Source organism: Stutzerimonas decontaminans, from assembly GCF_000661915.1.
Taxonomy (GTDB): domain Bacteria; phylum Pseudomonadota; class Gammaproteobacteria; order Pseudomonadales; family Pseudomonadaceae; genus Stutzerimonas; species Stutzerimonas decontaminans.
The window spans coordinates 2,602,416-2,614,802 of sequence record NZ_CP007509.1 but is presented as its reverse complement, the minus strand read 5'-3'; the positions used below and the strand labels follow the sequence as shown (position 1 = coordinate 2,614,802).

The 12,387-nt window shown below is 66.0% G+C and carries 8 protein-coding genes; 5 read left to right on the top strand and 3 right to left on the bottom strand.

Annotation, left to right across the window (positions count from 1 at the left end; all coding sequences use genetic code 11):
- Window positions 1–45: 45 nt before the first annotated feature.
- The 4 genes from tolQ to UIB01_RS12005 are packed head-to-tail and all read left to right on the top strand — an operon-like array spanning window position 46 to window position 4,055.
- Window positions 46–759, top strand: coding sequence for a protein TolQ (tolQ, locus tag UIB01_RS12020; RefSeq protein ID WP_003300068.1), 714 nt, complete (start codon window positions 46–48; stop codon window positions 757–759).
- 13 nt (window positions 760–772) lie between these two features.
- A complete protein-coding gene (gene tolR / locus UIB01_RS12015) occupies window positions 773–1,234 on the top strand; it encodes a protein TolR (RefSeq protein WP_038660648.1) in 462 nt (153 codons plus the stop codon).
- The gene (locus tag UIB01_RS12010; protein WP_038660645.1) at window positions 1,234–2,064 is read left to right on the top strand and encodes an energy transducer TonB; all 831 of its coding nucleotides are present in this window, start codon (window positions 1,234–1,236) and stop codon (window positions 2,062–2,064) included. Before tolR ends, UIB01_RS12010 begins: the two co-directional genes overlap by 1 nt.
- Before the next feature lie 29 nt (window positions 2,065–2,093).
- On the top strand, window positions 2,094–4,055 hold the full coding sequence (locus UIB01_RS12005; RefSeq protein WP_038660642.1) for a PhoX family protein: 1,962 nt from the start codon (window positions 2,094–2,096) through the stop codon (window positions 4,053–4,055).
- A gap of 36 nt (window positions 4,056–4,091) precedes the next feature.
- Here the strand turns inward: UIB01_RS12005 and UIB01_RS12000 are convergent, their stop codons facing one another.
- On the bottom strand, window positions 4,092–7,088 hold the full coding sequence (locus tag UIB01_RS12000) for a PAS domain-containing protein (protein ID WP_038660639.1): 2,997 nt from the start codon (window positions 7,086–7,088) through the stop codon (window positions 4,092–4,094).
- Window positions 7,089–7,296: 208 nt separating this feature from the next.
- Between UIB01_RS12000 and UIB01_RS11995 the strand changes: the two genes are divergently transcribed.
- The gene (locus UIB01_RS11995) at window positions 7,297–9,267 is read left to right on the top strand and encodes a DEAD/DEAH box helicase (RefSeq protein WP_038660637.1); all 1,971 of its coding nucleotides are present in this window, start codon (window positions 7,297–7,299) and stop codon (window positions 9,265–9,267) included.
- Between the two features lie 100 nt (window positions 9,268–9,367).
- Here the strand turns inward: UIB01_RS11995 and nirD are convergent, their stop codons facing one another.
- Together nirD and nirB are read right to left on the bottom strand one after the other, a co-directional pair.
- On the bottom strand, window positions 9,368–9,751 hold the full coding sequence (gene nirD, locus UIB01_RS11990; RefSeq protein ID WP_038660634.1) for a nitrite reductase small subunit NirD: 384 nt from the start codon (window positions 9,749–9,751) through the stop codon (window positions 9,368–9,370).
- Window positions 9,751–12,309, bottom strand: a complete 2,559-nt coding sequence (nirB, locus tag UIB01_RS11985) for a nitrite reductase large subunit NirB (RefSeq protein ID WP_038660631.1) — start codon at window positions 12,307–12,309, stop codon at window positions 9,751–9,753. The genes nirD and nirB overlap by 1 nt, the downstream gene beginning before the upstream one ends.
- Window positions 12,310–12,387 lie beyond the last annotated feature (78 nt).

Genomic DNA, 12,387 nt, shown 5'->3' with positions numbered 1-12,387 from the left:
CCATCCAATAGCAGCTGCCCCAGTCGGGGCAGGAGGAAAAGATTCATGCAAACGACTCTCGAGCACATGTCCATCTGGGGCCTGATCAGCGAAGCCAGCCTGGTGGTGCAGGCGGTGATGATGATTTTGGTCCTCGCGTCGGTTTCGAGCTGGTACCTGATCATCCGTCGCAGTGTGGCGTTGCGCAGCGCTGAACGCCTGCAGCGCGGCTTCCTGCAGCGCTTCCGGCAGGGCGGCGATCTCGCCCAGCTCTATCGCGAAGGCCAGGCGCAGCCGCTGCCGGACGAGGCGGCGCTGCAACGCATCTTCCTCGCCGGGTACGGCGAGTTCGCCCAGCTGCAACGCCAGCCGGGCATCGCGCCGGATGTGGTGGCGCAGGGTGTCGAGCGCAGCCTGTACGTGGCTGTCGCCGAACAGGAGGAGCGTCTGGAAAAGGGCCTGCAGTTCCTCGCCACGGTGGGTTCGGTGAGCCCTTACATCGGTCTGTTCGGCACCGTGTGGGGAATCATGAACTCCTTCCTCGGCCTTTCGCAGGTGCAGCAGGCCACGCTTTCCACCGTTGCCCCGGGTATCGCCGAAGCGCTGATCGCCACGGCCATCGGCCTGTTCGCGGCGATTCCCGCGGTGATGGCCTACAACCGCTTCGCTGCCCGTGGGCAGACGCTGGTCGGCCGTTACTACGCCTTCGGCAACGAGCTACAGGCGCGCCTGCATCGGCGCCTGCACGCCGCTTCACCCAACGTCGCTGCAGCCGCCTGAGGAGGACGCCTTCATGCTGGTCAAACCACAGCACAAACACGGGCCCAAGGCGGAAATGAACGTGGTGCCCTACATCGACGTGATGCTGGTGCTGCTGGTGATCTTCATGGTCACCGCGCCGATGCTGGTGCAGGGCGTCAAGATCGAGCTGCCCAAGGTCGCAGCCGAAGCGCTGCCGGTGGAGAACGAGCGGCAGATCCTCACACTCTCGGTAAAGGCCGATGGCGGCTTCTACTGGAACCTGGGCAGCGAGCTGGACATCGACAACCAGACCGACAGCGCCGTCGACCTGGCCGAGCTGCAGGCCAAGGTCGGCGCGATCATCGCCGAGCGCGGTGACACCCAGGTCTATGTCCGTGCCGATGAGGCGGCGGATTACGGACGCGTGGTCGCCGGTATCGCCGAGCTGCAACGCGGCGGGGTGGTCAACCTGGGGCTGATCACCGAGGCGCCGCCCGGAGTCGGGCAGCCGTGATGATGACCTTCAGCACGCCCGTCGCGCATGGCAGCGAAGTTGTCCCGCGACAGTGGATCGGTCCGGCCGGGGCTGCATTGCTGACCCTCGGGATGCACGCCGGACTGTTCGCGCTGTTGCTCGGCAGCTGGTCGCCAGCGCTGGAAATGCCGGTCGCCACCCAGGTGATGCAGACCCAGTTGATCAGCCTGCCGCCGCCGGCACCGCCCGCGAGCGCAGCGCCGGTCGAACCGCCCGTCGAGCCCGCGGTCGAACCGCCGCCGCGCGAGCCGCAGGTCGATACCCACGCCCAGCAGCAGCGGCTCGAGCAGGCCGAGCTGGCCTTCAAGCGCGCCGAAGAGGAGCGCAAGGCCGAGCAGCTGAAGCAGCAGCGCGAGCAGTTGGAACGCCAGCGCGAACAGCAGCGTCAGCGCGACGAGCAACGCCGCCAGGAACAGGCACAGGAGCGGGAGCGGATGGCTCAGGAAGAGGCACGGTTGCAGGCGGCGCGCGAAGCCGAGGCAATGGCACGCGCCGAAGCGGCTGAGCGCGCACGACAGGCTGCGGCGGCCAAGGCAGCCAGCCGGCAATACCTGCCGATTGCCAAGCAGCCGCCGGTCTACCCGCAACGGGCGCTGGATGCCGGGCTGCAGGGTTCCTGCACGGTCAGCTACACGGTCGATGTGCAGGGGCGCGTGCGCTCGCCCGAAGTGGTCGGCGACTGCCATCCGCTGTTCATCCGCCCATCACTCACCGCCGCCAAGAGCTTTCGCTACCAGCCGCGCATCGTCGACGGCCGCGCGGTTGCCGTGCCCGACGTAAAGAACACCTTCCATTACCGCATCGAATGATGCCGTTACGAACTCAGGAACCGTTTTCGATGAAACAGGATTTCACCGATTTTCACGCGAGCGTGGGCGCTCATGACGACCAGCCGGTCAATCCGAGCGGCAACGTGCCGCTGCAGCAGGCGATCGATCACCGCCGGCGCGGGCTGCTCAAGGGCGGCCTCGGCCTGGCCGGCATCGCCTTTCTCGGCGGCGGAATGGCCGGCGCGCGAGCCGCAACCCGGGGCGATTCGCTGCTCGGCTTCGAAGGTATTCCGACCCAGCTCGACCAGCATTTCGACCGGGTCGAAGTGGCGCCGGGCTACAGCGCCCGGGTGTTCTTCTCCTGGGGCGATCCGGTGCATGCCGACGCACCCGAGTGGCAGCCGGATGCCAGCGACGATTGGCAAGCCCAGCTCAAGCAGGCCGGCGACAACCACGACGGCATGCATTTCTTCCCGTTCCCCGACGCGCCCGACAGCCGCGGCCTGCTGGCGATCAACCACGAGTACGTCAACCCGACGCTGCATCCCGACGGCATCAGCCTAGTCGATGGCCGGCGCCCGCTGGAACAGGTGCGCAAGGAGCAGGCGGCCCATGGGCTGAGCGTCATCGAGGTGCGCAAGGATGCGCAGGGCGAATGGCAGCGGGTGATGGATTCACCCTACAACCGCCGCATTTCCGGCATGACGCCGATGGCCATTGCCGGGCCGCTGGCCGGCCATGCAGCGATGCAGACCATGGATGACCCTGAAGGACAGACGGTGCTCGGCACGCTGAACAACTGCTCCAGCGGCTTCACGCCCTGGGGCACCTATCTGGTCTGCGAGGAGAACTGGCACAACTACTTCGTCAACCACGACGCCGACGACCTCGCCGCACGCGTCTCGCATAACCGCTACGGCATCGCCGGCAGCGGCATGAGCAAGCTCTACGGCTGGGGCACGGTAGACCCGCGTTTTGACGCCACGCCGCAGGCGGGTCAGCCCCATGGCGGCTTCGTCAACGAGCCGCACCGGTTCGGCTGGGTGGTGGAGGTCGATCCGTTCGACCCGCAGAGCACACCGATCAAGCGCACCGCGTTTGGCCGTTATTGCCGCGAATGCTCGGTGCTGTCGCTGGGCGAGGATGGGCGCATGGCCTTCTACTCGGGCGATGACACCAAGGGCGAGTACGTCTACAAGTTCGTCCCCAACGGCCGCTTCGTGCCTGGCGCCGACGCCGCCAACCGCCGCCTGCTGGATGAGGGCACCTTATACGTTGCGCGTTTCGACGCTGACGGCAGCGGCCAGTGGCTGGCGCTGGCGCACGGCGAGCATGGCCTGACCGCGGAAAACGGCTTCCCCAGCCAGGCCGAGGTGCTGCTCAACGCTCGGGCTGCCGCCGACCGCGCCGGGGCGACGCCGATGGACCGGCCGGAGTGGGTTGCGGTGCATCCCGAGACCCGCGAAGTCTATGTAACGCTGACCAACAATGACGGGCGCGGCGCCAAGCAGCCGCTGGACAAGGCCAACCCGCGACCGAACAACCTGCACGGGCAGATCCTGCGTTGGCAGGAAGAGGGCGGTGACCCGACGGCGACGCGCTTCGATTGGGAAGTCTTCCTGCTCGCTGGCGAAAACCGCGGGGCGCGCGACGCTCAGGGTCAGGCGGTCGCCGCCAACCTGGTCGGCACCATCGACGGCGACTGCTTTTCCTCGCCGGATGGACTGGCCTTCGACCGCGACGGGCGGCTGTGGATTCAGACCGACTTTGACGATGACAAGCCGACAATGCAGGCCATGGGCACCAATCAGTTGCTCTGCGCCGATCCGAAAACGCGCGAGGTGCGGCGCTTTCTGGTCGGGCCTCGTGGCTGCGAAATCACCGGTATCACCTGGAGCCCGGATTACCGCGCGATGTGGATCAATGTGCAGCACCCGGCGCTCAGCTTCCCGGCCAGTGACGGCCGCTCACGGCCGCGCTCGTCCACCGTGCTCATTACCAAGAATGATGGCGGCGTGATCGGCAGCTGAGGTTCTTTCAGCTGCTTCGCCCTACGCTGGCTGCGCTCAGGCTTCGCCGATGCTCAGTTGCTCGACCGCATCGAGCAGCTCGTTCTGGCTGAAAGGCTTGGCCAGCCGGCGCAGCGGCAGAGCCGGGGTAGCCGAGGGCAGGTCGGCGTAGCCGGACACCAGCAGGATTGGCAGACCAGGGTGAGTTCCCCGGACGACGGCGGCCAGTTGCGCGCCGCTCATCAGCGGCATCGCATGATCGGTGATAAGCACGTCGATCTGATTGGTCTGCAACAGGTCAAGCGCCTCGCCGCCCGAGCGCGCCGTCAGAACGCGATGGCCCGCCGCTTCGAGCATGCCCGCGGTGCCGAACAGCACCAGTTCGTCGTCGTCGACCGCCAACAGGGTCAGGGGATCGGCGACCGGGCGCTGCCTGTCTTCGGGTGGCGAGCTGTGCGCCGGTATCGATGCAGCTTCGTCCTGTTCCAACGCCGGCAACCAGATCTCCGCCGTGGTGCCCAGGCCTGGGCTGCTGTGCAGCATCAGCCGCCCGCCGGACTGTTCCGCCAGTCCGTGCACCATCGACAACCCGAGACCGGTGCCTTTGCCGACCCCCTTGGTGGTAAAGAACGGCTCGACGGCGCGCTTGAGCGTCGCTTCGTCCATGCCGGTACCGCTGTCGCTGAGTGCCAGGCGAACGTAGCGACCGACCGGCAGGCTGCTCTGTTCGCTGGTCAGCGCGCATTCCTCCGCAGCAATCAGAATGCGCCCTTCGCCGGCCATGGCGTCGCGCGCATTGGCGGCGAGGTTGAGCAGGGCGGTTTCCAGCTGATTGGGATCGGTCTGTACCCGCGCCAGCTGCCGTGGCAGCTCGACCTGCAGCTGAATGGTCGGGCCGAGCGAGCTGTGCAGCAGCGGCTGCATGCCTTCGATCAGCTGACGAAGGTCGATCGGGGCCTTGTGCAGCTCTTGCTTGCGTGCGAACGAGAGCATGCGCGCGGTGAGCGAGGCGCCGCGCTCGGCACCGGCCCGGGCGTTGTCCACCAGGCGCAGCAGCGCGGGGTCGGCCGGCATGCGCCGACGCAACAGCTCCAGGCTGCCGAGCACCGCCATCAGCAGATTGTTGAAGTCATGGGCGATGCCGCCGGTTAGGTTGCCCAGCGCTTCCATCTTGTGCAGCTGCTGTAGCGTCTGTTCAGTGGCGATGCGTTCGCTGATATCCAGCGCCTCCGGCACCAGGGCGACGACGTCGCCGTCCTCGTCAAGCACCGGTCGCATGGAAAAATCGAAGATACGAGTGCCGCCCGGCATGTTCAGGCTCATGGTCACATGCTCGGTGGCGCCGGCCGCGACGCGCAGGGTCATGGCCTTCATCGCTTCCGGCATCCCGGGGGTGGCGCTGAACCAGGGTGAATCCCAGAACGGCGTGCCCGCCAATTGGTGGAAGCGTGCGTCGATACCGGCCAGCGCCGTGGCGTTGACGTAAAGAATCGAGCCGTCCGGTGCGAGCATCGCCTTGTACAGATGCGAGGTTTCCAGCACTGCGCGGATGTTCGCCTCGCTGCGTGCCAGCGCCGCCGTGCGCTCGGCCACCTTGGCTTCCAGTTCTTCCAGGAAACACTGCTCGCGCTGGCGGACGGCTGCCGCTGAGCGCACGCGCTCGATATGTGCCCAGGAGCGGTCGGTTACTTCGCTGAGCAGGGCCAGTTCGCAGGCGTTCCAGACGCGGGGCTTGCGATCATGGATGGCCATCAGCGCGGTCAGCCGGCCTTCCCTGACCAACGGCAGGCAGATGGTCGCCGCGATGTCGAGCTGCTGGAAGGTGGCCGCCTCGGCCGGCGGCAGCTGCGCACAGTGATCGTCGATGATGAAGGCTTCACCACCACGCAGTTTCGTCACTGCCATTGCGCCGAACGCCTCCAGCCGGTAGCGCCCGACGATGCTGACGCACCCTGGCGCCGCCCAGTCGCCGCGGATGGTGAAGCCATCCTGATCCGGGTCCATATCGGCATAGGCGCAGCTGGACAGGCCCAGCTGCTCACCGAGCATGCGTGTGGTGATGCTCAGGATGGCATCGGCATCGACACTGCGCGCTGTCTCCTTGGACAACGCATCGAGAAAGCGCAGGCGCCGTTCGTTCTCGCGCAGAGCCTGTTCGGCCTCGGCGCGCTCGGTGACGTCATAACCCTCGATGAAGATGCCGCCGACGTTGCCATCGCCGTCGGCCACCGGCTGAAAGACGAAATCCAGCAGGCGCTCTTCCTCCGCCTCGCCTTGGGTACGCTGCAGGCCGACGCGGATACTGGAGCCGACGAAGGCCGTGCCGCTGCGGTAGACCCGGTCGAGAATATCGATGAAGCCCTGGCGCTCGACTTCCGGCAGCGCTTCGCGCACCGGCTTGCCGATGATGTCACGTTCGCCCACCACGCGCAGATAGGCAGGGTTGGCCATCTCGAAGACATGTTCCGGGCCGCGCAACATCGCCATCAGCCCGGGTGCCTGTTCGAACATCTGTTGCAGGCGCGCCTGCTGGCCCTGCAGCTCTCGTTCGGCCATTACCCGTTCGGTGGTTTCCACCACCATGGCGATGACGCCGGCCGGCTGCGCCTGATCATCGAACACCGGCGAGTAGTCCAGATTCATCCAGGCACGTTCAGGCCGGCCGTTGCGGTACAGCACCAGCTCCTGGTCCTTGTACGAAAGCGTGCCGCCCGCCAGGCCGACCTTCATCACGTTGTCGTTGAACTCGGCGACCTCCGGCCAGCCTTCGCGCACTTCCGAACCCAGCAACTGCGGGTGCCGGCTACCGGCGAACCCGGAGTAGGCGTCGTTGTAGATCATGATGCCGCGCTCGCCCCAGAGCAGCACGATGGGCGTTGGCGAAAGCAGCAACATGGCGGTGACGGTCTTCAGGCTCGACGGCCATTCAGCCAGAGGCCCCAGCGCCGTTGTCGACCAGTCGAAACGGCGGATCAGCGCGCCGAGCTCACCGCCGTCGGGGAGGAATGCGTGGCTCGAGTCGTCAGGCGAGAGGTTGTTGGCTGCTGGGTCCATCAGTAGCGATCCGTGTCCGGTGTGAAGGCAGGGCAGGGTGATTCAGCTTAAGAGCTGGTTCAACTCGGACAGCCGATAGCCCAGGAAGTCTTGCCGGCGACGCGAGCGATTGCCACATTCATTCGCTGCTGTTCGTCCTTGTAGCGGCCAGAGTACAGGGAAAAACCCGTACCATATCAACGATATGCAATGCCCACGGTGATTTCCGATGCTTTCTGCCGTCAAGCGCTACAGGGCCCTGGTCGCCGGGGTGCTGCAGCGCTGTTTTCCACGTACCTCGGCCCATCTGCGCGAAGAGGACGAGCTGTTGTTTCGTCGCTGGGGCAGTGCGCCCGGCAAGACGAACAAGGCTGCGGCCGCCAAGCGCAAGGGCAAACCTGCAGCCAAGGCCAAGCCGAAGAGCAAGTCGGAGGGGCCGGCTCGCGCTGCCGGCAAGCCGCGCAGGACGGCAGCGCAGGGGATCTACGCAGCGGCACAACTGAAGGTGGATGACGCCAAGGTTCAGGCGATGCGCGACCGCGTCGAGCAGGCGGTGGCCGCGGGCATCATCAGTGCGCCGTCGGACGAGCAATGGGCGATGATCCTCAGCCGCAGCCCGGTGACGCGGATCTTCGCCGGTGCCGGCTCCGGCAAATCCACCACCTTGCTGCTGCGGGTGGTGTTCATGCTCTGCCACATGGGCGTCGAGCCCGGGCGCCTGACGGTCATTTCCTTTACCAACGCCTCCTGCGCGCAGCTGCGCGAACAGCTGGTGCGGGTGCTCGGCTTCTGGCAAGTGCCATTCGATGCGCAGCAGGCACGCCAGTGCGTGCGTACCTTTCATTCGGCCATGGCGCAGCTGGCGCGTGAAGTGCTGAGCCGGCCGGTGTGGTTTGAGCAGCTGGATGACAAGGCCGCCGCGGCGGACGAGCCGGACAACCCGCTGGCTTCCGCCCGTCTGCGCCCGGCGCAAGTTCGCCTGCTCAAGCAGGCCTATCAGCAGTGCTACGCCGAGCAGGCGACATTCCGCGAGCGGGTGCACCGGCTGCTCGATCTTCCTGCGCCGCCATCTGAAACCGAGCAGGGCCAGCGTGCCGCCCCGAAAGCGCCAGGCGACACCTTCACCCTGGCCGGCGAGTTCACGCCGCTGCCGCTGTACGAGGCGTTCCATGCCCAGGCGGGCTTTATCGAAAGCATCGGCATTCGCATCGATCAGCTGCAACCGGCCAGTCTGCAGTGCACAGCGCGCGAACGGGACTTCGTCGAAGCGCTGGTGAGCTTCCATGGCTACTTCCGGGCCGCGTTGCGTGAGCAGGGGCTGATGACCTTCAACGAGGCTTTCGAACAGCTCACCGAGCGCCTGGGCTCATCAACGGATGTGCCGCAGGCCAGTCTTGCGCCGTTCGAGCATCTCTTGATCGACGAATTCCAGGACATTTCCCCGCAGATCGTCCAATGGCTGCAGGCCTTGCACCGCCAGCTGGCGCGACAGAAGGGCAGCCCGAGCCTGATGGCCATCGGTGACGACTGGCAGTCGATCTACGGCTGGCGCGGCAGTTCGCCGGAGCTGTTCATGGACTTCGACAAGTATTTCCCACGGCGCGGCGCCAAGGGCAGCGAGACGTTGCTACTGGAAACCAACTACCGCTCCATCGAGCCGGTGATTCGCGATGGCGAGGCGGTGCTGGCCGGGGTTAGGTTCAAGCAGGCCAAGACCAGCCGGCCATGCAAACCGACGCAGCCTGGCGACCACGGGGTAAAGCTGGTCACCGGTTTCGAGCTGAACAAGGGCCTGCCGAAGTTGATCGAGGCGATCACCGCGCAGTGCGCCCATGTGGCCGAACGGCAAAGCCGCGAACGCACCGCGGTGCTGCTGCTCAGCCGGCGCAACGAGCCGCTGCGGGCTATTCAGGCGCAGCTGGACCGCAAGCTGCCGGTCAAGGCCTACACCATCCATCGTGCCAAGGGGCTACAGGCCGAGGTGGCGATTATCGTCGACGATTGCGCACCGGTGCAGCCGCATCCGTTGCGCAACGCGCTGTATGCCTACTCGGGTTTCTTCCGCAACAGCTATGACCAGGCGATGGCCGATGAAAGCCTGCGCTTGGGCTACGTGGCGATCACCCGCGGCGTCAGTCGGGTGCTCTGGTATACGCGCAAGGCCCAGGGCGCCACCGAGTGCCTGGCGCGGCGCGGTTAGTGCGGCTTGTGGCACTGCGCGCGCGACGGCCGCGCCGGGCAATCGGGTGATGCCTTTTTAACGCGCGCGCAAGGACGGCTGCTCCGAAACCGAATTGCCATCAGCCCACGGCGATCTGCACCTCGTCGCCGATCAGGCGTACCGGCCAGACGCGCAGGCTTTGTTCGGGGTATTCCATGCAGCTGCCGTCCTGCAGGCGGAAATGCTGCTTGTACAGCGGTGAGGCGATCACCAGTTCACCCTTTAGGCTGGCAACGATGCCGCGGCCGATGACGTTGGCGCCGGACTTGGGGTCGCGATTGTCGATGGCGAACAGCTGTTCGCCTTCGGCGTTGTCGGGCAGGTGGAACAGCGCCACCTGGGCACCTTCGTGCCAGGCCACCACACCGGAGTTGGCGACCAGATCATTCCGGCTGCACAGCGCCTGCCAGACCGCTGGTGCGGTTGAACGGGAGTCGAGACGAACGACGTTGGACTGGCTCATCAGAGCACCTCCTGGGTGAGGGGAATCAGGTGAAGTTCGCTGGCGCGCACCGGCCGACGCTGGCCGCGTTCCTTGACGAAGTGGATATCGGGATCGCCGCGCCGATCATTGACGAAGGTGCGGAAGCGCTTGAGCTTTTCCGGGTCGTTGATGGCGTTGGCCCATTCGCACTCATAGCTGTCGACGACGTGCTGCATCTGGCTTTCCAGCTCGGCGGCAAGGCCCAGGCTGTCGTCGAGGACCACCGCCTTCAGATAGTCCAGGCCACCTTCCAGGCTCTCGCGCCAGACCGAGGTGCGTTGCAGCTTGTCTGCGGTGCGCACGTAGAACATCAGCACGCGGTCGATGGTGCGGATCAGCCCTTCGTCGTCGAGGTCGGTGGCGAACAGCTCGGCATGCCGCGGGCGCATGCCGCCGTTACCGCAGACGTAGAGGTTCCAGCCCTTGTCGGTCGCGATCACGCCGATGTCCTTGCTCTGTGCCTCGGCGCATTCGCGGGTGCAACCGGACACGGCGAACTTGATCTTGTGCGGCGCGCGCAGGCCCTTGTAGCGGTCCTCCAGGCGCAGCGCCATGCCGACGCTGTCCTGCACGCCGTAGCGACACCAGGTGCTGCCGACGCAGGATTTCACTGTGCGCAGACTCTTGCCGTAGGCGTGGCCAGTCTCGAAGCCTGCGGCGATCAGTTCGCCCCAGATGTACGGCAGCTCGTGCAGCTGGGCGCCGAACAGGTCGATGCGCTGGCCGCCGGTGATCTTGGTGTAGAGGTCGTATTTCTTCGCGACCTGGCCGATGGCGATCAGCCCCTCGGGGGTGATCTCGCCGCCTGGGATGCGCGGCACCACTGAGTAGGTGCCGTTCTTCTGCATGTTGGCCATGAAGGTGTCGTTGGTGTCCTGCAGCGGAATCAGCGCCGGATCGGTGATCGGCTGGTTCCAGCAGGAGGCGAGGATCGAACCCACCGTCGGCTTGCAGATGTCGCAGCCCACATGCCCGCGCCCATGCTTGGCCAGCAATTCGGCGAAGCTCTGGATGCCCTCGACGCGGACGATGCCGTAGAGCTCCTGGCGGGTGTAGGCGAAGTGCTCGCAGAGGCTCTTGTCCACCGCCACGCCACGCGCCGCCAGCTCGGCATCGAACACCAGCTTGAGCAGGGCATTGCAGCCACCGCAGCCGGTGGCCGCCTTGGTTGCCGCCTTGAGTTCGCCGAGATCGGTGACGCCGGCATCGACCTGGCAGCACACCGCGCCTTTGCTGACGTTGTGACAGGAACAGATGGTTGCGCTGGCCGGCAGGGCGTCCGGACCAAGGGTCGGAGCGCCCTCGGTCTGCGGCAGTATCAGCCCGGATGGGTCGGCCGGCAGCTTGATGCCGTTCTGTGCGTACTGCAGCAGGGTGTCGTAGTAGCTATTGTCGCCGACCAACACCGCGCCGAGCACCGTCTTGCCATCGGCGGATACCACCAGTCGACGGTAGCTGGCACTGGCCTCATCGATGAAACGGTAACTGCGCGAGCCGGGTGTGGCGCCGTGGGCATCGCCGATGGAGCCTACATCCACGCCGAGCAGCTTGAGCTTGGTCGACATGTCGGCGCCGTAGAAGGGCTCATGCGGTTCCTCGGCCAGCTGCGCGGCGACGCTGCGCGCCATGCTATAGCCCGGTGCAACCAGGCCGAACACGCTGCCGTTCCAGCTGGCGCACTCGCCGATGGCGAAGATCGCCGGGTCCGAGGCGCGGCATTCGCTGTCGATAACGATGCCGCCGCGCGGGGCAATCTCCAGATCCGCGACACGGCCGAGGACATCCTGCGGGCGGATGCCGGCGGAGAACACGATCAGGTCTGTTTCGAGGAATTCGCCATCGGTGAAGTTCATCCGCCAGGTGTAGTCCTCGCCGGCAACGATCTCCTGGGTGGCGCGCGACAGGTGCACGCCAACGCCGAGGGCCTCGATGCGCGCCTTCAATGCCGCACCGCCTTCGGCGTCCAGCTGCACCGGCATCAGGCGCGGGGCGAATTCGACGACATGGGCTTCCAGTCCGAGCGACTTCAGCGCGTTGGCTGCTTCCAGGCCGAGCAGACCGCCGCCGACCACCACACCGCGACGGGCATTGGTCGCGGCGGCGCGGATGGCGTCGAGATCATCCAGCGTGCGGTAGACCAGTCGCGCACTGCCTTCGGCACCGGTGATCGGTGGCACGAAGGGGTAGGAGCCGGTGGCAAGAATCAGTTGGTCGTAGGGCTGGCGGCCGGCGCTGGTAATGACCTCCTTGCGCTCGCGGTCGATGCCCAGCACCTGTACGCCCAGATGAGTGTAGACGCCGTGGCTGCTGTAGTAGTCGGCATCGCACATGGCCAGCGACTCGGCATCGCGGCCGCCGAAGTATTCGGACAGGTGCACGCGGTCATAGGCGCGCTGGCGCTCCTCGCCGAACACATGCAGCTCGTAGCGGGTGAGGGCGCCGCGCTCGATCAGCTGTTCGATGCAGTGATGACCGACCATGCCGTTGCCGACGATGACCAGTTTTTCGAGCGTGAGCGGAGTGACGGTAGAACTCATGGCCTTTCCTCAGTCGAGCTGCTGCGGCACTGGGCCGGCAAAACGCAAAAAGGCGCCTGGAGCTGGTATCAGCTCCAG